This window comes from Pseudomonas migulae (assembly GCF_043225285.1).
GTDB classification, from domain to species: Bacteria; Pseudomonadota; Gammaproteobacteria; order Pseudomonadales; family Pseudomonadaceae; genus Aquipseudomonas; species Aquipseudomonas migulae_C.
The window spans coordinates 6,359,670-6,382,528 of sequence record NZ_CP171224.1 but is presented as its reverse complement, the minus strand read 5'-3'; the positions used below and the strand labels follow the sequence as shown (position 1 = coordinate 6,382,528).

Annotated in this window: 23 protein-coding genes and 1 pseudogene; 11 read left to right on the top strand and 13 right to left on the bottom strand. The window is 61.4% G+C overall.

Going from position 1 to position 22,859, the window contains the following annotated elements; genetic code table 11:
- Positions 1-157: 157 nt before the first annotated feature.
- Genes ACF6ZU_RS29155 through ACF6ZU_RS29145 form a run of 3 tightly spaced genes read right to left on the bottom strand, consistent with a single transcriptional unit; the run spans position 158 to position 1,684 of the window.
- Entirely contained in the window at positions 158-856 is a 699-nt protein-coding gene (locus ACF6ZU_RS29155) for a dienelactone hydrolase family protein (RefSeq protein WP_392889422.1), read from the bottom strand.
- 54 nt (positions 857-910) lie between these two features.
- Positions 911-1,426 (bottom strand): DoxX family protein, encoded by a 516-nt coding sequence (locus tag ACF6ZU_RS29150; RefSeq protein ID WP_392889420.1) that lies wholly within the window; start codon positions 1,424-1,426, stop codon positions 911-913.
- 54 nt (positions 1,427-1,480) lie between these two features.
- Positions 1,481-1,684: a hypothetical protein gene (locus ACF6ZU_RS29145; RefSeq protein WP_392889418.1), complete on the bottom strand. Its 204-nt coding sequence runs from the start codon at positions 1,682-1,684 to the stop codon at positions 1,481-1,483.
- Between the two features lie 228 nt (positions 1,685-1,912).
- Here ACF6ZU_RS29145 and ACF6ZU_RS29140 point away from each other — a divergent pair.
- Together ACF6ZU_RS29140 and ACF6ZU_RS29135 are read left to right on the top strand one after the other, a co-directional pair.
- A pseudogene (locus ACF6ZU_RS29140) lies at positions 1,913-2,764 on the top strand (methyl-accepting chemotaxis protein); the annotation flags it as partial.
- 6 nt (positions 2,765-2,770) lie between these two features.
- Complete coding sequence (locus tag ACF6ZU_RS29135; RefSeq protein ID WP_392893963.1) at positions 2,771-3,193, top strand: CZB domain-containing protein; 423 nt, start codon at positions 2,771-2,773, stop codon at positions 3,191-3,193.
- A gap of 1 nt (position 3,194) precedes the next feature.
- Here ACF6ZU_RS29135 and ACF6ZU_RS29130 read toward each other — a convergent pair whose 3' ends face one another.
- On the bottom strand, positions 3,195-3,344 hold the full coding sequence (locus tag ACF6ZU_RS29130) for a peptidoglycan-binding protein (RefSeq protein ID WP_392889416.1): 150 nt from the start codon (positions 3,342-3,344) through the stop codon (positions 3,195-3,197).
- Between the two features lie 226 nt (positions 3,345-3,570).
- Between ACF6ZU_RS29130 and ACF6ZU_RS29125 the strand changes: the two genes are divergently transcribed.
- From ACF6ZU_RS29125 to ACF6ZU_RS29100, 6 genes are all read left to right on the top strand, one after another.
- On the top strand, positions 3,571-5,073 hold the full coding sequence (locus tag ACF6ZU_RS29125) for an aldehyde dehydrogenase family protein (protein ID WP_392889414.1): 1,503 nt from the start codon (positions 3,571-3,573) through the stop codon (positions 5,071-5,073).
- A 359-nt stretch (positions 5,074-5,432) separates the two neighbouring features.
- A complete protein-coding gene (locus ACF6ZU_RS29120; RefSeq protein WP_392889412.1) occupies positions 5,433-6,062 on the top strand; it encodes a glutathione S-transferase family protein in 630 nt (209 codons plus the stop codon).
- A gap of 124 nt (positions 6,063-6,186) precedes the next feature.
- On the top strand, positions 6,187-7,107 hold the full coding sequence (locus ACF6ZU_RS29115) for a LysR family transcriptional regulator (RefSeq protein WP_392889410.1): 921 nt from the start codon (positions 6,187-6,189) through the stop codon (positions 7,105-7,107).
- Complete coding sequence (locus ACF6ZU_RS29110; protein ID WP_392889408.1) at positions 7,107-8,018, top strand: LysR family transcriptional regulator; 912 nt, start codon at positions 7,107-7,109, stop codon at positions 8,016-8,018. Before ACF6ZU_RS29115 ends, ACF6ZU_RS29110 begins: the two co-directional genes overlap by 1 nt.
- A 125-nt stretch (positions 8,019-8,143) precedes the next feature.
- Positions 8,144-8,767, top strand: a complete 624-nt coding sequence (locus ACF6ZU_RS29105; protein ID WP_392889406.1) for a DJ-1/PfpI family protein — start codon at positions 8,144-8,146, stop codon at positions 8,765-8,767.
- Between the two features lie 21 nt (positions 8,768-8,788).
- Positions 8,789-10,852 (top strand): pyridoxamine 5'-phosphate oxidase family protein, encoded by a 2,064-nt coding sequence (locus ACF6ZU_RS29100; protein WP_392889404.1) that lies wholly within the window; start codon positions 8,789-8,791, stop codon positions 10,850-10,852.
- Positions 10,853-10,864: 12 nt separating this feature from the next.
- Here the strand turns inward: ACF6ZU_RS29100 and ACF6ZU_RS29095 are convergent, their stop codons facing one another.
- Positions 10,865-11,524, bottom strand: a complete 660-nt coding sequence (locus tag ACF6ZU_RS29095; RefSeq protein WP_392889401.1) for a carbonic anhydrase — start codon at positions 11,522-11,524, stop codon at positions 10,865-10,867.
- 73 nt (positions 11,525-11,597) lie between these two features.
- Positions 11,598-12,065 (bottom strand): cyanase, encoded by a 468-nt coding sequence (gene cynS / locus ACF6ZU_RS29090; RefSeq protein ID WP_392889399.1) that lies wholly within the window; start codon positions 12,063-12,065, stop codon positions 11,598-11,600.
- A 121-nt stretch (positions 12,066-12,186) separates the two neighbouring features.
- On the opposite strand from cynS, the gene cynR reads away from it, so the two are divergent.
- The gene (cynR, locus tag ACF6ZU_RS29085) at positions 12,187-13,083 is read left to right on the top strand and encodes a transcriptional regulator CynR (RefSeq protein ID WP_392889396.1); all 897 of its coding nucleotides are present in this window, start codon (positions 12,187-12,189) and stop codon (positions 13,081-13,083) included.
- Here the strand turns inward: cynR and ACF6ZU_RS29080 are convergent.
- The 7 genes from ACF6ZU_RS29080 to ACF6ZU_RS29050 form a co-directional block, all read right to left on the bottom strand.
- Positions 13,069-13,371: a hypothetical protein gene (locus ACF6ZU_RS29080; RefSeq protein WP_392889394.1), complete on the bottom strand. Its 303-nt coding sequence runs from the start codon at positions 13,369-13,371 to the stop codon at positions 13,069-13,071. The genes cynR and ACF6ZU_RS29080 overlap by 15 nt on opposite strands.
- 239 nt (positions 13,372-13,610) lie before the next feature.
- Positions 13,611-13,940: a hypothetical protein gene (locus tag ACF6ZU_RS29075; protein ID WP_392889393.1), complete on the bottom strand. Its 330-nt coding sequence runs from the start codon at positions 13,938-13,940 to the stop codon at positions 13,611-13,613.
- A gap of 531 nt (positions 13,941-14,471) precedes the next feature.
- Positions 14,472-14,963 (bottom strand): GNAT family N-acetyltransferase, encoded by a 492-nt coding sequence (locus ACF6ZU_RS29070; RefSeq protein WP_392889391.1) that lies wholly within the window; start codon positions 14,961-14,963, stop codon positions 14,472-14,474.
- 31 nt (positions 14,964-14,994) lie between these two features.
- On the bottom strand, positions 14,995-15,624 hold the full coding sequence (locus ACF6ZU_RS29065; RefSeq protein ID WP_392889389.1) for a glutathione S-transferase family protein: 630 nt from the start codon (positions 15,622-15,624) through the stop codon (positions 14,995-14,997).
- Between the two features lie 77 nt (positions 15,625-15,701).
- Positions 15,702-17,651: a DNA topoisomerase III gene (locus ACF6ZU_RS29060; RefSeq protein ID WP_392889387.1), complete on the bottom strand. Its 1,950-nt coding sequence runs from the start codon at positions 17,649-17,651 to the stop codon at positions 15,702-15,704.
- A 350-nt stretch (positions 17,652-18,001) separates the two neighbouring features.
- On the bottom strand, positions 18,002-20,230 hold the full coding sequence (locus tag ACF6ZU_RS29055; RefSeq protein WP_392889385.1) for a C1 family peptidase: 2,229 nt from the start codon (positions 20,228-20,230) through the stop codon (positions 18,002-18,004).
- 128 nt (positions 20,231-20,358) lie between these two features.
- A complete protein-coding gene (locus ACF6ZU_RS29050) occupies positions 20,359-21,282 on the bottom strand; it encodes an AraC family transcriptional regulator N-terminal domain-containing protein (protein ID WP_392893961.1) in 924 nt (307 codons plus the stop codon).
- A 204-nt stretch (positions 21,283-21,486) separates the two neighbouring features.
- Here ACF6ZU_RS29050 and ACF6ZU_RS29045 point away from each other — a divergent pair, with 204 nt between their 5' ends.
- Both ACF6ZU_RS29045 and ACF6ZU_RS29040 read left to right on the top strand, forming a co-directional pair.
- Positions 21,487-22,320 (top strand): oxidoreductase, encoded by an 834-nt coding sequence (locus ACF6ZU_RS29045; protein WP_392889383.1) that lies wholly within the window; start codon positions 21,487-21,489, stop codon positions 22,318-22,320.
- Between the two features lie 166 nt (positions 22,321-22,486).
- Positions 22,487-22,855: a DUF427 domain-containing protein gene (locus ACF6ZU_RS29040; RefSeq protein WP_392889380.1), complete on the top strand. Its 369-nt coding sequence runs from the start codon at positions 22,487-22,489 to the stop codon at positions 22,853-22,855.
- Positions 22,856-22,859 lie beyond the last annotated feature (4 nt).

Here is a 22,859-nt window from a genome sequence, read left to right as displayed (position 1 = left end):
AAATCGCCATCGCCGGCAAGCCGGCTCCTACAAGGTTTTGCGTCAACCCTCGCTCCCGAATACACCCGAGATCCGTAGGAGCCAGCTTGCTGGCGATGGCGCCCACGAAATCGCCATCGCCAGCAAGCCGGGCTCCTACGAAAAGGCGTGTAGCGCCTTAAAGCTCCATGCCCAGGAAGATCAACGTATTGCCATGCGCCTCAGCCGCTGCGCGCTGGTTGTAGCTGTCGCGGTGCGAGCAGTTGAAGCCATGCTCGGCTTCCGGGTAAACCACGATTTCAACGTTGTCATTGGTGTCGAAACGCTCGGCGATTTTCTCCACGGCTTCCAGGGGAATGTGGCTGTCCTGTTCACCGAAATGCATCAGCAGCGGCACTTCGATTTCATCGGCACGGTCGAGTTGATTCTGGATGCCGCCGCCGTAGTAAGCGATAGCCACATCCACCAGGCCGTTGGCGGCGGTGTGGTACGAGAGCAGGCCGCCGAAGCAGTAGCCGATGGAGGCGATGCCGCCGTCCAGGCCCGGTTGGGCTTTCAGGGCGTCGATGGCCAGTTCGATGTCCTTCTGCGCTTTACCGACATCAGTGGCGTTCATCAATTCGACGGCGCGTTTCCAGCCCGCTTCGTCGTAGGTCAGTTCGATGCGGTGGCCGCTGCGCCAGAACAGGTCTGGCGCAATCACCAGGTAACCGTCGGCGGCGTACTGTTCGGCGACGGAGCGGATGTGTTCGTTGACGCCGAAAATCTCCTGGATCAGCACGATCCCCGGGCCTTTCTGGGTATGCGGGATGGCCAGGTAGGCGCCGAACTTACCTTCGGCGCTGTCGATTTCGATCCATTGGGTGGTCACGCTCATGGTGGCTCCTGTCTACGCAAGTAAGGTGGAAGTGCAGGGTGCCACGTTAACATTTCAGCGCTGATTGCGACGCCAGAAGAATCGCGCCAGCAATGTATCGAGGCTGAGCTTGCCGGCACCCGAGAACAACAGCGGCATCAGGGCGGCGAGGTAGATCAGCGGCAGCTTGAAGTTGCCGTGGCCCTTGTTGGTGATGGCATAACCTTGTGCAAGCTCACTCAATGTAGACCAATCGGCCGGCCAGTGAACGGCCGCGGTCGCCACGACCGTCACCACGATCAACACAATCGCCGAAATACGCGTACCAAACCCGACCAGGATCGCGAGGGCGCAAATCAGTTCGGCCCACATCGACAGTTCCCAGTTCAGCGTCGCCGGTACCTGGTCGAAGGGGAACGGGAAGCGGTCCTGGATATCGGCGAACCAGTTGTCGCCGTTCCATTTTTCCAGGCCCGACTCGAAAAATTCCCAGGCGATGAACAACCGCAAGGTCAGGGGGGCGAGCCAGCTACCGGCACGGTCGAGATTCAGGTGCAGGCCTTTCACGGCCGACGAGATTGCAGAGTTCATGGACGTGGTCTCCGTTCAGTCAGGAATGTGGGGCCCGGCGGCCCCGTGCAGGGTTTACTCGCTGGCGCCGCACTTGCCTTCGCCACATTTGCCTTCGGCCGGTTTTTCCGCTGAGTCGGCCTGCGCCTGGCTATAGCCGTGAGCCAGCTGTTTCATGCTGAACGCTTCGGACTCGGAGGCCGAGGCGACGTTGGACAGGGCCAGGCCGCCGGCAATGATCAGGCCGAGGGTCAGGGAGGAAGTCGAGAGCTTGAACATGGTGATTCTCCGTAGCATTGAGTGAGTTGAGCGCTTTGATCGGCTGAGCCAATCGACAGGCACATTTCATCAATCGGGTGTATCTGCGATGTGTCGCGGGGGCGGGGTTTTATGGATGGGGTGTGTCAAGGACGGGGCTGTACACACTCTGATACGTAACCCAAAAATTTCACCAATCCTTGTAGGAGCCGGCTTGCCGGCGATGGCGTCTTTTCACGCGATGAAAATATGTCGATTGACACACCGCTATCGCCGGCAAGCCGGCTCCTACAGTACGTATTCCAATTAACCGGCGTGGCGGCGCTCAGCCCGCGAATTGGCTGGTCTGGGTTTTTTTCGGCGGATTGGATCTTTAATCCCGCCCTGATCATTCGTATCGTCCGCGCCTTTGACGCAATGCGTCGGGGGCGTAGGGGGATGGCGATGAATTTCACGTGGCGCAGGAAAACCACTGGCTACAACGTCGTGCCGGCCTTGCCGGTGATCCCGCCGCCGGTCACGGCAGACGTCGATGAAACCCAGGTGGAAGCCCGTAAGGCCGAGTTGCGCGACCGTGATTTTTTCCGGGGCCTGGCGCAACACCTGCTGATCTGCGGCAACTCGCTGTCGCCAGTCAGCGAATCCTTCTCGATGCTCAACCAGCGCCTCAAGCTCAATCACCAACGGGCGGAAACCGTCGCCCGCGCGGCCATCGACAACCGCGAACAGGTCAGCCACCTGCAGGAACAGTCGCGGGTCATGGCGGCCGGTCTGGACGCGCTGGAAGAAGTGATCACCCATCTGGTGGGCCGCGCCAGCGAGATCGACCGCATCGTCGATCTGATCAGCGACATCGCCCGCAAGACCAACCTGCTGGCCCTCAACGCCGCCATCGAAGCCGCCCGCGCCGGGGACACCGGGCGTGGCTTTGCGGTGGTCGCCGGGGAAGTACGGCTGCTGGCGGAAAAGACCGCCGAAGCCACCCGGGAAATCGTCAAGGAAACCTCGGCCATCCAGCAGGAAATCAGCCAGGCCAAACAGGCGATTTCGCAACAGAGCCAAGTCTCCAACGCTTTCGGCGCGGTGATCGACAGGACCGCCGAGGCCATGGCCGGCATGTACGGCGAGGCGCAGCAGATGCAGCGCGAGATTGACCAGTCGCATTTGCTGTCGGACGTCGAGCTGGCCAACCTGCAAGAGCTGACACTCAAGGTCACGGTGTACGACCGCCTGCTCAATCCCAAGCCGCATTCACCCCTGACCCTGCCGGACGAAACCGAGTGCCTGTTCGGCCAGTGGTATTACAGCGATCAGAACCAGAACCAACAGCGCGACGCCGATTTTCGGCGGATGGAAGTGCCCCATCGACTGGTTCACAGCAGTGGTCAGGCGGCACTCGACGCTCATGGCCGAGGCGAGCTGGAGGAGGCGCTCAAGCACGTCGGGCAGATGGAGGACGCGAATGCGGCGGTGATGCGCACGGTCAAGGGATTGCTGCACGCACGGCTGCAATCCCCGACCGGGCGCTGAGTCAGAGCGGTAGCGCCTCTACCCGGGTGACGTCCAGGTGCTCTTGCGCCTGAAACAGATTCATCGCGTCCCGGGTGCGATTGCCGACGATGCCGTCGACCGGGCCAGGATGCCAGCCAGGTAGGTCAGGTAGGCCTGCGTAATGCGTCATCGGTTGCCTTCAAGCCCCCTGTGGGAGCGAGCCTGCTCGCGATGGAGGCCAACGATAACGCTTGCTGTCTGAAGGCGCGCGTTGCCTGGACGTTTTTCGCGAGCAGGCTCGCTCCCACAAGGGGCGGCGGTCTAGCTTGAAGCGCGCAGGGTGGCCCGCGGTTAATGACGCTCCAGAAAATTTGCTATACATTTTCCGACCGCCCATTGCATGGTGAAACCGCTTCATGTCTTCTGCGCTCGAACGTCTAGTCGCTGGCACGCCAATCCCTTTCGCTGGTAACCGCGTCACCGTGGTCAGCCCCGAACTGGCCTTGCGCTTTCAGCCCGGGGACCACCTGTTGGTGGAGCAGGTCAGCGGTGAGTTGTTGCTGATCCCCGTTGCCGACCAGAAAGCCGCGTCGGTCGCGATCGAGCGGGCCGAAGCGGCGTTCACCGCGATGTCCGCCGTGTCCGACCAGGCGATCAGCAGCTTTTTCGACCTGTTCGCTCAGCGTCTGGAAAATCAGGACAGCTGGGACCTGATCGAGGCGGCCAACCTGGCTGACATCGAGTGGGCAAAATCGCGGGGACGCTCGACCACGCGGCTGCTGGCCGATGAACGCATGCGCCGCGACATGATCGCCGGCCTCAGGGCCTGGCGCGATGCACCGGCCACACGCGGCAAAGTGATCAGTTGCGTCGAGCATGACGGCTGGAAAGTCGAGCAGGTGGTTTCGCCGCTGGGCATCGTGGCGTTCGTCTTCGAAGGCCGGCCGAACGTCTTCGCCGACGCCGCTGGCGTGCTGCGCACCGGCAACACCGCGGTGCTGCGCATTGGCAGCGATGCCTTGGGCACCGCGCAAGCCATCGTCACCCATGCGTTGAACCCGGCATTAGCCGAGGCCGGCTTGCCGGTGGGCGCGGTGTCGCTGGTGGAAAGCATCAATCACGCCGCCGGTTGGGCGATGTTCGCCGACCGGCGCCTGTCGCTGGCCGTGGCCCGTGGTTCGGGGCGTGCGGTCAGCCAATTGGGCAGCATCGCCCAACAGGCCGGCACCGCCGTCAGCCTGCATGGCACCGGTGGCGCCTGGCTGATCGCCGACAAGGACGCCGACGCCAAGCGCTTTGCCGCTGTCGTGCGCAACTCCCTGGATCGCAAGGTCTGCAACACCCTGAACGTCTGCCTGATTCACCGCGACCGCGCCGCCGAACTGGTGCCGCTGTTCCTGCAGGCCTTGAAACAGGCGGGCGCTGCACGGGATGAGGGCAGCAAGTTGCACATCGTCGAGGGCAGCGAGACGTACTTGCCTTACGACTGGCGCCACGGGACCGTCGATGTCTGCCGCGCCGAAGGCTACCAGACCGAAGCGCAGGCCGAGCCGCTGCCCGAAGATCAGTTGGGCCGCGAGTGGGAATGGGAGGAAACCCCGGAAGTCAGCCTGAAGATCGTCGATGACCTGGACAGCGCCATCGCCTTGTTCAACCGCTACAGCCCGCAATTCACCGTGTCGCTGATCAGTGAAGACGCCGAAGCGCATGAGCGTTTCTACAATGCGGTCAACGCGCCCTTTGTCGGCAACGGGATCACCCGCTGGGTCGACGGGCAGTACGCGCTGAACAAGCCGGAGCTGGGGCTTTCGAACTGGGAAAGCGGCCGCCTGTTTGCCCGCAGCGCGATTCTCTCCGGAGACGGCGTGTTCACCATCCGCAGTCGCATGACCCAGGTCGATCTGTCGGTCAAACGCTGAGTCGCGAGTAACATTGAACGCACGCACCGGTAATGCCGGGGCGTGCGTTTTTTGTTGCGGGCGATACCGATTTTTCCCATGGCATCACCTTTAATTGATCTGACGCCATCGCCGGCAAGCCGGCTCCTACAGGTTGGAGTGAACCTGAGAGACCAGACGTCACGCAAACTTGTAGGAGCCGGCTTGCCGGCGATGGCGATCTCAAGAACGCCATCACCGGCCAGCCATGCGCCAGCGATCATTCCACCAGATGAAATGCTGGATTGTAAAAGCTGGGCATTCCGCTGATGGCGGTAGGGGCGGAACATGGCGCCATCGACGCGATCACCGGGTCGAACCCCCACCCAGCGGAGTACGTCATGTCCCAGCCTGCGATCAAACTGTATCGTCACCCATTGTCCGGCCACTCCCATCGCGTCGAGTTGATGCTGTCCCTGTTGGGGTTGCCGACTGAACTCGTCTTTGTCGACCTGATGCAGGGCGCGCACAAAAAGCCTGAATTTCTCGCGCTCAACAGCTTCGGCCAGGTGCCCGTCATCGATGACAATGGCAAGGTCCTGGCGGATTCCAACGCGATTCTGGTGTACCTGGCCGCCAAATACGGCAACGGCCAATGGCTGCCGTCCGACCCGGAAGCGCAGGCTAACGTGCAACGCTGGTTGTCAGTCGCCGCGGGGCAGATCAATTCCGGGCCTGCCACTGCGCGACTGATCACCGTGTTTGGCGCCGGTTACGATCCCGTCGATGCAATCAAGCGTTCCCACGATTTACTGCAAGTTCTTGAACAGCAATTGAGCGAAAGCGCCTTCCTCGCCGGTGAAGCTCCAACCATTGCCGACGTGGCGGCCTACACCTACGTGGCCCATGCCCCGGAAGGAAATGTTTCCCTGGCCGACTATCCTAAAGTCCGTGCCTGGCTGGCCAGCATCGAAGCCTTGCCGCGTTTCGTTGGCATGCAACGAACTGCCACAGGCCTGCAACAGGCGTAGAGCGAACCTCGGGCGCTTGTCGGGCATTGGCCCGATGAGCTGAGGGCGACAATTCTGTGCGATGGCCTTCGAGCGCACCCGCGCCCGCAGGCCTCTATGTGTTTGGATCAAGACAGGGGCGCCCATGGATCGCTTTCAGGAAATGCAGATCTTCCTCGCCGTCGCCGAGGAGGAAGGGTTTGCAGCGGCGGCCCGACGCCTGAAGATTTCTCCCCCCAGCGTGACCCGCGCCATCGCCGCAATGGAAGAGCGGATCGGTACGCAACTGATGTCGCGTACCACCCGCAGCCTGCATTTGAGCGAAGCCGGCCAGCGTTATCTGGAGGATTGTCGACGCATACTCGGTGAAGTCGAGGAGGCGGAGGAGGCCGCGGCCGGCAGCTACACCATTCCGTGCGGGCATTTGACGGTGACCGCGTCAGTGCTGTTCGGCGAGTTGTTCGTGGCGCCGATACTGGTCGACTACATGGACCGCTTTCCCTCGGTGTACCTCAACGCATTGATGGTGGATCGCGTGGTGAGCATGGCCGACGAGGGCATCGATGTTGCGATCCGCATCGGCCACCTGCAGGAGAATGGCCAGCACGCGATTCCGGTCGGCGAGGTCCGTCAGGTGATCTGCGGCGCACCGTCCTACTTTGAAAAGCATGGCCGGCCGCAACACCCCGAGGCGCTGAGCCAGGCAAATATCGTCATGTCTTCGGCCAGTCATTTGCTCAGCGACTGGCAGTTCGAAAACAACGGCACTGCGCTGAGCTTTCGCTTTGACCCGCGCTTGATGGTGTCGTCGAATGCGGCCGCGATCAGCATTGCATGCCGAGGCTGGGGAATCACGCGAGTGCTGTCGTATCAGGTCGCCAGTCACGTTGACGCCGGCGAACTCGAAGTGGTGCTCCAGGCGTTCGAACCGCCCGCGCTGCCGATCCATGTGGTGTACCCAAAGAGCAATCGCGTGCCCGCGAAAGTCCGGACCTTCGTCGATTTCCTCGCCGAACGTCTCGGCGCCGACCCCGCACTCAGGCCCGCCGTAAAGGGCAGGGGTTGATGGATCGCTACCACGAGATGCGGATGTTCGAAGCGCTGTCGGAGCGTCCGAGCCTTGCCTCGGCGGCCCGTCGCCTGAATGTGTCAGGGCCCACGGTGATCCGCGCCGTCGCTCGGCTGGAGGCGCGCCTCGGGGTGACCTTGTTGTTGCGCAGTACCCAAGGGGTTGCGTTGACGCCGGCCGGTGCGGGGTTCATGGCCGATTGCACGCGCATCCTCAAGGCGATCGATGAAGCGGAGGCGTCGGCCAAGGGCCTGCATATCCAGGCGCGAGGGAACCTGACGGTGGTGATGCCCTTGTTGTTCACCCGTTACGTCATCACGCCATTGCTCACGCGGTACATGGATTTGTATCCCGAGGTTCGGCTCTATGCCCATTACCACGACCGCTTGCCAAACCTGAATGAAGAAGGGGTCGATGTGGCGGTGCTGGTGGGTGACTTGCCCAGCTCGTCGTTGATTGCCCGCCCGGTGGGGCATGTGCGTTACATCGTCTGCGGCAGCCCCGGCTATCTGGCTGCCAAGGGTGAGCCGTCCGTTCCGCAGGACTTGAACGATCATCGACTGGTCGCGACGCAAGGTTACCGCGACCGGGTTCAGTGGGATTTCCAGGAGCATGGCGAGCCGTTCAGCATCAAGGCGCGCTCGCGGCTCAGTTGCGCCACGGTCCAGACGGCCATCGATGCGGCGGCCAGTGGTGCAGGGTTGATCCGCTGCCTGAGTTATCCGGTGTACGGGTATCTGAACAGTGGACGTCTGCGTCGGGTCTTGCAGCCCTACGAATTGCCGGCGCTGCCGGTGCATGTGGTGTACCGCGAGGGGCGCAAGGCGTCGATGCGCTTGCGCAGCTTTGTCGACTTTATCGTCGATGCGCTGCGCGAGCACCCGGCCTTGCGGCTGGAGATGCCGTGAGTCGCCATTTCATCAGGTGAAACAGTGGATTGTGTTTTCTGGTCATTCCCTCGCTGACCGCTAAAGCCGAGGATGAGCGCCATCCAGTCTTTTGTGTCTATGCTGCACGGCGGAGGTTTTGCCCGATGAAACGCGTTCTGATGTTGCTGGCCAACGGTGTCGAACCCATGGAAATGGCCGCGTTCACCGACGTGCTCGGCTGGGCCGACCTGCTCGGCGACCAGCCCGTGGAATTGGTCAACGCCGGCCTTAGGACGCAGATCACCACTACCTTTGGCCTGTCGCTGACGCCCAGCCATCAACTGAGCGAACTGGACCTCGACAGCTTCGATGCGCTGGCCTTGCCCGGTGGATTCGAACCGTCGGGCTTTTATGAAGAGGCGTTGAGCGAGCCGTTCCTGGCGACCATTCGCCACTTCGTCGCGGCCGGCAAAACCGTCGCCAGTGTCTGCGTGTCGTCGCTGTGCCTGGGCGCCGCCGGGGTGTTGCGCGGCAAGAACGCGACCACCTATCACCAGGTGGGCGGCAAACGCAAAAACCAACTGCTGGAAACCGGTGCCTGTTTTGTCGACCGGCCGGTGGTCGTCGATGGTCGAATCATCACTTCCAGCGGGCCGGGTACCGCCATCGAAGTGGCTTTTCTGTTGCTGGATCAGCTGAGCAGCGCCGAAAACGTGGTGAATATTCGCCAGAAAATGCGCGTGGCGACACCGTCCCGCGAGTGGTACGAGGCACCGCAAGTGCCATAGCCCGACAGCGTAGAGGTTGACATGACTCAGACAGACGAACAGGACGAATCGCCCTGGCATGCCGGCGAGCGACAGCTGCAGGAAACGGTCGGCGTAGCGGACCGGATGGAGGTGTTCGGGCGCAAGGTAGTTCGCGACTACATGCCCGATCAGCATCGATTGTTCTACGAGCAGTTGCCCTATCTGTTGCTCGGGGTTGTCGATGAGCACGGTGTGCCGTGGGCGACGATTATCGAAGGTCCGCCCGGTTTTGCCCATTCACCGGATCCCCATCATTTACAGCTTGAGCGTCTGCCGGCCGAAGGTGATCCCGCCGGGCCCGCGCTCAAGGACGGCGTGCCGGTGGGGCTGTTGGGGATCGACCTGAAAACCCGCCGCCGCAACCGAATGAATGGCCATCTGCATGCCGCCCCCTCAGGCGGCTTTTCTGTTTCTGTCGTACACGCCTTCGGCAATTGCCCTCAATACATTCAGTTGCGCGCCCTTGATCCGGTGTCGATGGGAGGCACGTCGTCGAACGTTATCGCCGAGCGCTTCAACGACCTCGACGACGCGGCGCGCGCGGTGATTGGTAGCGCCGATACCTTCTTCCTCGCCAGCTACGTGGACCTCGACAACGACCCGGCCAAGCGTTCGGTGGATGTGTCGCACCGCGGCGGCAACAGCGGTTTCGTGCGGGTCGAAGGCAACGTGCTGACGATTCCGGACTTCGCCGGCAACCTGCATTTCAATACCCTGGGCAATCTGCTGCTCAACCCGCAGGCCGGCTTGCTGTTCGTGGATTTCGCGTCGGGCGATATGCTGCAGGTCGCCGGGCGTACCGAGATTATTCTTGAAGGACCTGAAATCGCCGCGTTCCAAGGGGCCGAGCGCCTGTGGAAACTGACCGTGGAGCACGTTGTGCGGCGTGCCGCCGTGCTGTCGGTGCGTTGGCAGTTCGAGGGGTTTTCGCCCAACAGCCTGTTGACCGGCAGTTGGGAGCAAGCCGAGGGGCGTTTGCAGGCGGATGCCTTGCGCGATCAATGGCGCACGCTACGGGTGGCGCGCATTGTCGAAGAAAGCCAGAGCATTCGTTCTTTCTATCTGGAGCCTGCCGATGACGCGGGGTTGCCGCGTTTCGAGGCGGGCCAGCACTTGCCGGTGCGGTTTTGCCTGGCCGAGGGGCAAGCGCCGTTGGTGCGTACTTACAGCGTATCGAGCGCGCCGTCGGATGACTTCTTTCGCATAAGCGTGAAGCGTGATGGACTGATCTCGACGCACTTGCACGAGCGAATCCACGAAGGCGATCTGATCGAGGCACGTGCGCCGCAGGGCCGTTTCACCGTGGTGCCGGACGAACGCCGGCCGCTGGTGCTGCTGGCAGCAGGCGTTGGGGTGACGCCTTTGCTGTCGATGTTGCGTGAAGTGATCTACGAAGGTGAACGGATCCGCCGCACGCGCCCGACCTGGTTCATTCAGAGTGCCCGCAGCCTGGCCGATCTCGGCTTTCGCGACGAACTGTTCGAGCTGGCCACGCGTGCCAAGGATTCGGTGCGGGCCCTGCGCCTGCTCAGCCAGCCCGAGGATCACGCTCGCGAAGGTGAGGATTTCGAGTTGGCGGGGCGCGTCGATATCGAACTGCTGAAAAACCTGTTGCCACTGGATGACTACGATTTTTACCTGTGTGGCCCCGGTGCTTTCACCCAGGCGTTGTACGACAGCTTGCGTGCCTTGCGCATCGGTGACGATCGGATTCACGCGGAAACCTTCGGCCCCTCGACTCTGGTTCGCTTGCGCGACCAGTTGACCCCGGCCCGCGAGCAAGTGCCCGCGGCACAGAGTTCGGTGAAGGTGGTGTTCGCCGCTTCGGCCAAGGAAGCGCGCTGGGAACCGGGTGGCGCAAGTCTGCTTGAGTTGGCGGAAAGCCGTGGCCTGAATCCGGAGTACAGCTGTCGTGGCGGGTCCTGCGGGACATGCCGCACGCGGCTGGTCAGCGGGCAGGTGCATTACCTGAACATGCCCGCCGAGTTGCCGGTGGAAGGGGAAGTGCTGATCTGCTGCGCGGTGCCCGCCGAGGGCGATGAACCGCTGGTGCTGGAACTCTAGTTGCCCCATGGATCAAGCGGCTTCGGCCGCTTTGCCATGAACGGCGCAGGTGCTCGGGTGTTCGACCAGTGACACGAAGGTACGGCTGTTGGCATCCAGTGCGTCGATCGAACCGGTTTCGATGTCGTAGACCCAGCCGTGCAGGTTCAGCAGGCCTTTTTCCTGAGCGAGTCGCACGCTTGGGTGGGTCTGGATGTTGGCCAGTTGGGCGATCACGTTTTCCCGCACCATCGAACTCACCTTCGCCGCATCGCTGGCGTGGGGCCGGGATTCGTTGATCACTTTCGCCGACTCGGCGTGTTGCAACCAGCCGCTGACGGCGGGCAGGTGGTCCATGCATTTGCAGCTGGCGACGGCGGTCATCGCGCCGCAATCCGAATGGCCGCAGATCACGATGTCGGTCACGCCAAGCACGGCCACCGCGTATTCGACCGTGGCCGAAACACCACCCGGATGCGGGCTGTAGGACGGCACGATGTTGCCGGCGTTACGGATCACGAACAGTTCACCGGGTTCCTGTTGCGTCAGCAGTTCGGGCACGACACGGCTGTCGGAACAGGTGATGAACAGGGTGCCGGGGTGTTGCGTGGTGGCCAGGTGTTTGAACAGGTCGGTCCGTTGCGGGAAGGCTTCTTTCTGGAATTTCAAAAAACCGTCGATGAGCGCTTTCATGGGTATTTCCTTTCGGTAATTGGGGAGCAACGCAGGCGGCAGGGCCCGCACCGGAGTGCGGGCCGGGATCAACTCAGAAAGGACGCAGTGGCAGGAATTTGCCGTCGAGGGTAATCACGGCACGGTGGCCGCCTTCCGGGTCTTCGACTTTTTTCATGTCGAGCTTGAAGTTGATCGCGCTGATGATGCCGTCGCCGAACTGTTCGTGAACCAGGGCTTTCAAGGTGGTGCCATAGATCTGGATCATTTCGTAGAAGCGGTAGATGGTCGGGTCGGTCGGCACACCGGACAGGCTGCCGCGCAGCGGGATGATTTGCAGGCGGGCGACCGAGTCGGCATCCAGGTCGAGCTTTTCGCCGATCACTTTGGCCGCCGCTTCAGGCAGCGGATGCTGGCCGAGCAGGGCAGCGGTGACGTAGGCCAGGCCGAGGCCGGTGCCTTCTGTCACTTCTTCGAAGGACAGGTTTTTGCGAGCCTTGGCGTCGAGGATTTTGGCGGTCAGTTCGAGGCTGGTGTCGTTGTAGGCGTGGGACTGTTGCATGGTGAATCTCCTATCGGGTTGGTATCGCTTGGGTGTGAAGCCATCTTCTGCCGATTGATTCATAGCGTCCAAGATCGATATACAATGCTTTGCATAAGTATTGCCTATAGGTTGAATCCTGATGCTGCTCCGACATTTGCGCTACTTGCTGGCGGTGGCCGACCACGGCGGCTTCACCCGGGCTGCGGAGGCATTGCACGTGTCCCAGCCGACCTTGTCGCAACAGATCCGCCAACTGGAGGAAACCCTCGGAGTGAGCCTGTTCGACCGCACCTCGCGCACGGTCAAGCCGACTGACGCGGGGCAGGCCTACATCGAATGCGCCCGGCGGGTGCTGGTGGAACTGGAGGCAGGCAAGCGAGCGCTGCATGACGTGAAGGACTTGTCCCGCGGAACGCTGCGACTGGCGATGACGCCGACGTTCATGGCGTATCTGGTGGGGCCGCTGGTGCGGGATTACGTGGCGCAGTATCCGAACATCCACTTGCAGATTTTCGAGCTGTCGATGGACGACATCGAGGCCGGGTTGCTGGAGGACTCACTGGACATCGCCATTGCCTTCAATGAAGTCAGGAATGCCGACATCGAATCGATTCCGGCCTTTACCGAAACGCTGGGGGTGATGGTGGGGCGGGATCATCCGCTCTACGGCAGTCAGGCGGCGCTATCCGCCGATGCGCTGGCACAGCTGGATTTTGCCTTGCTGGCCACGGACTTCGTCACCCGCACCCGAATCGATGCGTACTTCGCCAATGAACGGATTACGCCGAAAGTGGCCATCGAGGTGAACTCGGTGAGCACGTTGCTGGAAGTCATCCGCCACACCGCGATCGCCACCATCCTTCCGGAACCCATCGCCACCCAGGACCGTGCGTTGCACAAAATTCCATTATTGGGGGCGGCGCCCAAACGCGGCGCCGCGTTGTTGCGACGTCAGAACAACTACCACAGTGCCGCGTCGGTGGCGTTCATGGAACTGGTGCTGGGGACTGCTGAGGCTGCGTCAGTCATCCACTGACTGGCACACGCCGTTGGGCGCCTTGCCGGTGGAGGTCACGGCGACTGAATCATCATCGGCAAGCACGATGGACAAGGTGATGCCGGAGCCTTTGGCTTCGAAGCGGCGCTCACTGATGATTTTGGTGTCAGCTTCCTTGTTGTTGATGAGCACCGGCCCGTCCTGATCCGCCTGGACCAGGATCTTGCCGGGGCACTCGACAGCGAACGAGGGAACACCGTCGACGCTGTTTGCCTGAGCAGCGTTAGTGATAACCAGCAACAGCAGGAACATCAGCTTGTTTTTCATCGCAAGTCTCCAGAGGCCAACAGCGCGTACGCTAACGATAGCTTCGTTTGGCAAACTGGAGATGTCTAATCCCTGTAGGAGCGAGCTTGCTCGCGAAAAACTCAAGATCGCCACGGGGCATTTGGTTTTACGCGTTATCGTTCACGACCATCGCCGGCAAGCCGGCTCCTACAATTGACCGCGCCAACAAAAAGACCCCGTTCGAGTAATCGAACGGGGTCTTTTTGTTTGCAGGGTTATCAGTAGAACCGGTCAATCACCCGAACTTCGTTGTGGTTCTGCATCGAGTCCCACGCCTGTTTCAGCGTCTGCAGGACATTACCGATGAAGGCCTTGTCGGCTGCCGCTTTCTTGCCGACATAACCCTGGCCGCGACGGTACATTTTCAGTCGGGCCAGCAGGTTCTGGTTGTTCTGGTCGAACTCGGCTTCATGGGCATGCGGTGACAGGCAATCGATATGAACCTGGCCCGATTTGCTGATCCACAGGATGTGGCTGTCGTGGCTGTCTTTTTGCGCAGCGAACATACGAGCCAGTTCATCGATAGTTGGTTGATTGTTCAGATTCATAATATGCCCCTTGACCAATTGGTGATCTTTCAAAGTTGATTCGCTAAAACAGGTAGCCCATCGGTTAGTTGATCCCTGGCACCGAAACCAGGACGTCAGCGGTCGGCCGCCGAAAGTGGCGGGGTCCCGCGTCTGTTGCATGTAGTCGTGTTGAATAACTGCTACGCGATAGCGTCACAACGAAGAGAAGCAGCGATAACCTTCAGGCCACTACCGACTTTTCAGGGTCGGCCACAAGCTTCATGAGGATTGATCGCCAGCGCTTCTCGTCCTTGTACTGGACGTTCGGGCCAGGTCAGCTTCTTCAATCTGCCTTGTGGGCAGCGTGTATCCGGGAAAAACAGCTCGGCGGTCAGACGAGCTTGCTCAAACATGTTGCGGCACTCCCGATCGGGGAGATGTCTGCATCATGCAAGGGCAAATCGGAAGCGTCAACGGTTTTGTAGTGATTATTTTCAAGCACTACATATTGTCGGACAAAGCTGTTTGGAATGAGCGCACGAGGTGGGTAAACGCCATTCGGGGCAATGGCTATACGCGCTGGAAACGGTAAAAGGTGCAGGGATAACCGTCCACTGGCTGCTGATGCCGGGTGAATGCACCTGCCGTGAGATCAGTGATCACTCTGCTCCAGAACAGCCGCGCCGGCTGATTGGCGTCGATGTGGAAAATCTGCCATTGACCGGGCAACCGGCTCAAGAGGGTGGACACGACAAACCGCGCGACACCTTGGCCACGAAAGCGCCGGCTGACAAACAGGTAGCCGATGTTGTGCTCGGCACCGGAAAGATGAGTGCGGTCATCCACGGTCACGAAACCGGCCAGCTCATCGTCAACCTTTATCAGGTAGGGGCGGGTGGCAGGATCGCGCCAGTATTCCTGTAGATCCTGGATCTCGAAGAAACCGTGTCCGCCGAGTTTCAGCGGCAGCCACTCACTGAAGTCGTACAGATAGAACTGCATCAGGTTTTCCAGGGTTTCCAGTTCGTCGCGCTGGGCGGCGTGCAGTTCTATCGACGGCATGCGGGCGGGCTCCTGTTCAGAGCGGGATTTGTCAGTGCGGTGCGAAGTCGTACTTGCCGCCTTTCTTCAATGCGGCTTGATAGGCCGGACGCCCCTGGAAGCGCTCGACCCAGGCCCCCACATGAGGGTAGTCGCCAAGCTTGCCCTGCGCCCGGGCGATTTCGCCGATAAAACTCATCTGGATATCGGCCGCGCTGAATTCAGTGCCCAACAGGTAATCGGACTGGCTTAGCGCCGTATTCAGGTAGCCGAGGTAGTTGGCCACTTCAGCGTTGATCCGTGGATGCAACGGCGCGCCGGCTTCACCGAGTCGTCCGACATACAGGTTCAACATCAACGGCAGCATCGCCGAGCCTTCGGCGAAATGCAGCCACTGCACGTATTCGTCGTAGGCGGGGGTGGATGGATCGGGTTGCAGGCCGCCGTCGCCATGGCGGCGAATCAGGTAGTCGATGATCGCCGCGGACTCGATAAGCTTCTGCGAGCCGTCTTCAATGACCGGCGATTTGCCCAGGGCGTTGACCGCTTTCAGTTCCGGCGGGGCCAGGTTGGTTTTCGGGTCGCGCTGATACCGTTTCAGTTCGTAAGGGATGGCCAGTTCTTCCAGCAGCCATAGGATGCGTTGGGAGCGGGAGTTGTTCAGGTGGTGCACGATAATCATGGTCGATGCCTTTTCAGAACACAGGTTGTCGTCGGGCTTGAAGAACACTAGACCATCGCGGTCCTTTCGAAGTGCCCTCAAGCTTTACTGGCCGGTTTCGCCGCACGTTTGCCACCACTCGCAGGTTTGCGCTTGGCCGATTTGCGTTTGTTTTTCCATGGCGTGGCACCGCGCCCGGCGGGGCTTGCCGGGCCGCTGATGGTCAGGCTGAGCCCTGAGCAGCGGGCGACTTGCTTGCTCATCCATGCGGCTTGCTTGGTGACGAATTCTTCGAGGCTCATTTCGCCGCTTTGCACCATGTCCAGCGCCTGTTCCCAGATGGCGGTGGTGCCTGGATCGGCGATGGCGCGCGGCACCGCATCGATCAGGCTGAACGCGGCCGGCGTCGCGGCGAGAGCCTTGCCGTTCTTGATCAGGTAACCACGGTCGAGCAAGCCCTGGATGATCGACGCGCGGGTGGCTTCGGTGCCAATCCCGGTGGTGTCCTTGAGTTTCTGCTTGAGCAACGGGTCTTCCACCAGTTTGGCGACGTTCTTCATCGCCTTGATCAGGTCACCTTCGGTGAACGGCTTGGGTGGTTGAGTCCAGAGGTCCTTGAGCTTCACGTCGGCTACCGCGCACTCACGACCTTCGGCCAATGCCGGCAGCGTTTGCGGTGCCGGCGCTTCGCGACCCTTGGCGGGGGCAAGCGCTTCGGGCAGGGCACGTTTCCAGCCGGGTTCGACGATCTGCTTGCCGACGGCGCGCAGGGCTTCGCCGGCGCAGTTGAAATCGGCCTGGGTCCGGTCGTATTCATGATTGGGCAGGAACTGCGCCAGATAGCGCGCGCGGATCAGGGTGTAGACCGCGCGCTGCTTGCCCGCCAGCCGATCAAGGTTCTTCGCTGCCGCCGTGGGAATGATGCCGTGGTGAGCGCTGACTTTTGCATCGTTCCACGCCCGTGATCGACGCTGAGGTTCCAGATAATCCTGCAAGGCGTTGAGGGCCGGATCAGCCTGTCTCAAGGCGGCGAGAATGCCCGGCGCTTCACTGTGCTGGCTGAGGGGCAGGTAGCCGCAATCGCTGCGCGGGTATGTGATGACCTTGTGGGTTTCGTAAAGCGCCTGGGCGATGTCGAGGGTTTCCTGGGCGCCGAGGCCGAGTTTCTTCGAGCAGACTTCCTGCAAGGTGCCGAGATCAAACGGCAGGGGCGCCACTTCGCGCATGCGCTCGGTGCGCAGCCTGATCACCCGGGCACTCGCCGCGCTGCCAAGCGCGATTGCCGCGCGTTGGGCCAGCGCCTGATCGAGACAGCGATCCTGATCGTCGCACGCGTCGGAGGCGGCGCGCCATTGTGCGGTGAACGCGGTGTCGTCGTGCAGCAGTTGCACGTCGATGGCCCAGTAAGCCACCGGGACGAAGTCGGCGATGCTGCGGTCGCGATCCACCACCAGCCGCAGGGTTGGCGTTTGCACTCGGCCCACCGGCAATACGCCCTGATAGCCGGACTGGCGTCCCAGCAAGGTGAACAGCCGGCTCATGTTCATCCCGATCAGCCAGTCGGCGCGGGAGCGGCCCAGCGCCGAATGATAAAGACTGAACGTCTCCGCCCCCGGTTTCAGCGCGGCCAACGCCTTGCGGATCGACGCGTCGTCCAGCGCCGACAGCCACAAACGCTGGATCGGCCCGCGGTAACGGCAATGCTCCACCAGTTCCCGGGCGATCATTTCACCCTCGCGGTCGGCGTCGGTGGCGATCACCAGTTCGCTGGCTTCGCCGAGCAACCGCTTGACCGCCTTGTACTGGCTGGCGGTGCGGGGTTTGACGGTCATTTTCCATTTGTCCGGAATGATCGGCAGATCAGCCAGTACCCAGCGTTTGTAACGCGCGTCGTAGGCATCCGGCGGTGCGGTTTCCAGCAGGTGGCCGATGCACCAGGTCACCGTGACGTCCGTTCCCAGCCAGCAGCCGTCGCCACGACGCCGGGCGCCGAGCACGGCCGCAATGTCTTTGGCCTGGGAAGGTTTTTCACAGAGGTACAGCCGCATAACCACCATCGTCGATCAATTGCCGGGAGGTGCACAGAATGGCGGCAGATGAGCGATGGGGCAATCTTTATCTGTATGGATGTACAGCTTGTGAGTTTCCAGTCATTGCAATCAATCCTGTAGGAGCCGGCTTGCTGGCGATGGACGTTAACGATAACGCGGGGTACCTGAATGAACGCGGCGCCCTTGAGTCCATCGCCAGCAAGCTGGCTCCTACAGGATCGTGGGCGCACCCATTGTAGGAGCCAGCTTGCTGGCGATGGACGTTAACGATAACGCGGGCTGCCTGAATGAATGCGGCGCTCTTGCGTCCATCGCCAGCAAGCCGGCTCCTACAGGTCTCGTGCCGGTCAATAGTTGAGGTTAACCACCGGCTGCGTCAGCTTCGTGCCCGGCGCCTGCCGCAACATCGTCAGCAGCACGGCGGTGATGACATTCACGTCATTGTCGAACCCGCCGTGGGAGGTGTCCTTCTTGATACCCGCGCCGTAGTTCATTTTCGCTTCGTTGAAGATGTGCAACGTCGACGCGAACGCATCGGGAAGGCCGCGCCCCGTCGTGGCGAAACCGGACGGAATCGTGTTGCCCCAGTAAAACCGGTTCCATTGTTCGGTCATGTTTTTCGCGGCGATGTTCCACTCCGCGAGGTCGGGTTCGCTGAAGTCCTGAAAATCCTTGTCCAGGGCCTTGGCCATGCCCAGCAGCGGCATGCGTTGCAGTTCTTCGTAGGCCCGGGAAACCAGATACAGCAGCGACTTGTGATAAGCACCAATGACGTTGTCCGCCTGTTCGCGCTGATCGGACATCAGGTGAATGTGGAAATCCTTGCGCTTGAGTCCACCGTCCTCGATGACTTTGCGGTAGGTCTGGTTGGCGAAGTCGAGGGTGCACGCCGGGGCCATCAGCGTCGAGGTTTCGATGGGCAGCTTTCGCGCCCACAGCAGGCGAATCAAGTGGCCATTGATCAACGAGCCTGCCGAGTGGCCGAGCAGGTGCAGCTCGACTTTTTTCTGGCCGAGGTCGTCGGCCAGTTTTTTCAGGTTGTCCGCCATTTCCACCAGGCCACGTGGGGTGAAGCCCGACACGGCAGCGGCTTCGGCGTTCTGTTTCATCTGGCTCCACTGATCGCCGCCGAGCTTCTTGGTGGCCAGTTCGACCGTGCGATCAAGGCCTTCCAGGGTCTTGTCCTTGATCAGCTTCAACACGTCGCTGATGCCGCCAGCCTCGAACACGCCGGGCAGGGCGTCCTGGATGATATCCGCCAGGGTTTCCAGCGCGCCGGTGCGCCAAGTGACAAACAGCGGATAAACACCGTTTTCGAGGAAGTAGGGCGCCATCGCGCAGATGCGGTTGATGGAGTCCTGTTCGGAGTTGAGCCCGCCGTGGGCGACGACGGCGATCCGCAGCACCGCGGGTTTGTTGGCCGCGGGCAGCTTGTCGAACCAGGCGCGCGGGGCTTCGTAGACGATGCGTCTGACCCCGGCGCGAACGTTCTCCACGTCTGTCAGCCGGGGGCCGATGTTGCCGTTGTTTTCCAAGACCACGGTCAGGCCGTACGCCTGATCCTTGCTTAGCAACGCGGGTCCTTTGCGATCGGCATCGCGGGAGCTGGCGGTGAACAGCGAGAAGCCTTCGCGCTTGGCGATCGACCCGGTCAGGGCGTTGCGAAACGGTGAGCGGACATCGGCCTTCGAACGTGACGGGCGCGAGTTGAGGGGCAGCCCGCCGTGCTCGATCGGCACGCCGAGGGCCACGGTCCAGGCATCGGTGCCGTTGGCCAGCCAGTCTTCAAACGTCAGGATGGCGAAGCCGGAAAAGCCCCAGTCGGTCGACCAGGAGTTCTGCACGATGAAGCCCCGGCTGGTGTAGCCAATCAAGGCAAAGGCATGGCCGCCCTGAGTGGTCGCCGACGCTTTGATCACGGGCAGTTGCGACATGCTTTCGAACGCGGCGACCGGGGTGTCTTTGCCTTTGGGGCGCATCAATGCCCAGCCCTGATGCACATTGGCCGAGACGTACAGTGCACCGGCTTCATACAGCGCCGCCATCATCGCCGTGACGTCGTCCTTTTCGACTCGGTAGTAAACGCCCAGCGGCCGGGTCACGGCATCGATGGCCCAGTTTTCCGCAGGCGCTTCGAACGCCGGAACCGAGCCGTCGGGCTTGACGGTGTAAGGCCACAACTCCTGCGCGCAAACGCCGTGCTTGTGCCAACCCTTCAACGCACCGCGACAGCTCGACCCCGAGTAATCCTCGCCGGGCCATTCGTCATACAGCTTGGCCAAATGATAGAGCTGGCGCGGGCTGGTTTTGGTGGCAGCGCGTTCCCGTCGCCACAACAGGAAGTTGACCACCGCCGCGAGGCCGAACCCGGTGCACGCGCCTTCGTTGCCCTGGAACAGCACCATGTCCCGGGCCAGATACCCGGAGAGTTCGGAAGCGATGTCGGCGTCGGCGGGCCAGGACGGTGGCAACGATTGCACCCGTGGCGTGAACAGGCGGTCGCGCAGGTCGAGGCGATCCGGGCGGGCGTCGAGGGTGATCAGGGTTTTATCGAGAGAAAATCGGCTGGCCGGCATGTCGGTGATCCTCAGGTTTCTGAGACTCGAACCCCGCGCCACGACGACCAGACTGCGAAGCAGGGATCAACGGTGCTATTGATCGTAGACGATGTGCCGGCGCCGTTGAGCCGTTGGTCCGGTGAGGTTCAATGAGACGACACGAACAAAGCGTTTTCCAGAGGCGGCAGCGCGAACGAACCTTTCATGCGCGTCACCTCATCCGTGGGTGTCCGGCCGAAGAGTCTTTTGAATTCCCGGCTGAACTGCGAGCCGCTTTCATAACCGACTTGAGCAGCCGCCGAAGCGACACTGCAACCGTTGCGCGCCATCAACAAGCGGGCCTGGTGCAGGCGCGTGGTCTTCAGGTACTGCATCGGCGACGTGTGGGTGATCGCTTTGAAATGAGCGTGGAAGGTCGGCACGCTCATGTTGGCCTCTCGGGCCAGGTCTTCCACTTCCAGTCGGTCGCCGAGGCAGGTGTGGATTTTTCGCAAGGCCTGGGATATCCGGCCGAAACGGCCACTGGCGGTGAGGGCGGCGCGCATCGATCCGCCTTGGGCGCCGGTGAGAATCCGGTAGTAGATCTCGCGCACCAGCGCCGGTCCGAGCATTCGACTGTCCAGCGGCGAATCGAGCGCTTCGAGCAGGCGCAGCACCGACTCGCTCAGCCGCGGCTCCATGGGCGAGGCGAACATGCCTTGGGGCGCCGTGGTCGGTTGATCGCCAAGTTGCAACATCAGTTCGGCGACAAGGTTGAAGTCCAGATGCAGGTAGATCGCCAGCAGCGGCTCTGCCTCGCTGGCATCCGTTTCCATGGTGAACGGCACGGGCACGGTTACCGCCAGATAATGCCGGGCATCGTAGAGGTAAGTGGTTTGCCCCCAATAACCGCGTTTGCGCCCCTGGCAGACGATGACGATGCCCGGATCGTAAAGCACCGGTGTGCGTTCCAGCGGTCGGTTCGAGCGCAGCAATCGCACGTCCGCCAGCGCGGTGAGGTTGTAACCTTCGTCTGGAGCGAGGCGGGCGAGCAGTGAGATTGTCCGTTGCTGGCAATCGTTTTGATCAATGGCTGTCGGGCTCACTGTCCGATCCTTGCGAGTATTCATTGGGTACGAATGTGGTCCTGTCGGCTGCGTAAAGCAACCGGTTCATAGGAATAGGCAAATCATCCGCAGCAATAGGCGTTCAGGTGAAGGAGGCGCGCGTCTAACCTTTCCTTCAAGCTGATTGCCGCGTGGTGCGGCAGCAACACCCTGAAGTGGAGTGCGACCATGAGTACGAAAAAGACCCTGTTCATCACCGGCGTCAGCAGCGGTTTCGGCCAGGCCTTGGCCAATGAAGCGCTCGCAGCGGGGCATCGGGTGATCGGCACCGTGCGCAGCGAGTCGGCGCGGATTGCGTTCGAATCCCATGCTTCGAATCAGGCCTTCGGACGCTGCCTGGATGTCACCGACTTTGCCCGCATCGATGCGGTAGCGGCCGAAGTCGAAGCAACCTTTGGCCCGGTGGATGTTTTGGTCAACAACGCCGGGTATGGCCATGAAGGTGTTTTCGAGGAATCGGCCCTTGAGGAAATGCGCCAGCAGTTCGAGGTGAATGTGTTCGGTGCGGTGGCGATGACCAAGGCCTTCGTGCCGTTTTTCCGCCAGCGCCGGGCCGGGCACATCATCAACATCACCTCCATGGGCGGTTTCATCACACTGCCCGGGATTGCTTACTACTGCGGGAGCAAATTCGCGCTGGAAGGCATTTCCGACACCTTGAGCAAGGAGCTCAAGCCGTTCGGCATCGCGGTCACGGCCGTCGCGCCGGGTTCGTTTCGCACCGACTGGGCGGGGCGGTCGATGCGCCGCTCGGAACGCAGCATTGCCGACTACGATGCCTCCTTTGACCCGATCCGTAAGGCGCGGCAGAGCAAGAGCGGCAAGCAGTTGGGCGACCCGGTGAAAGCCGCGCGCGCCATGCTGACCCTGATCGACAGCGCTGCACCGCCCGCGCACCTGTTGCTCGGCAGCGATGCGTTGCAGTTAGTGCGCGAACGGCTGGCGACGATGCAGGCAGAGATTGACCGGTGGGAGGTGGTGAGCCGGTCCACGGACGACTGACCTCTGCCCCCGTTCGGCTGTGAACCCGTCGCGATGACAAAATCTGGGTTATACCTGTCAGCGGTGTTCTCACGTTTTGGGGCCGCTGGGCGACCCGTCGCAGGCAGACCGGATCGCCGCATTGCAGGCTCCTACAGGTTTTTCATCGTCCCGAGGATCGCATTTCATGAAAAGCTCCGGTCCCAGTCCTGTCATCACCATCGCCGAGCAGCCCGGCTGCCTGCTGGTGAAGTTTCACGGTATCCAGGTGGCCGCATCCGCGCGCGCGCTGGTGCTGCTGGAGGCGAATTACCCTCCGGTGTACTACGTCCCGCGCGAAGACATTGACGAGAAGTATTTCGCCCGCACCGATCACACGAGCTATTGCCCTTACAAGGGCGACGCGAGTTATTTCAGCCTGCAGGTTCCCGGGCACGAAGGCGCCAACGCGGTGTGGAGCTATGAAGATCCCAAGGTGTCAGTCGAGCAGATCCGGGGTTACTGTGCGTTCTATCCCGATCAAGTCACGTTTGAAATTCTCAAGGACGTCGAGTAGCTGA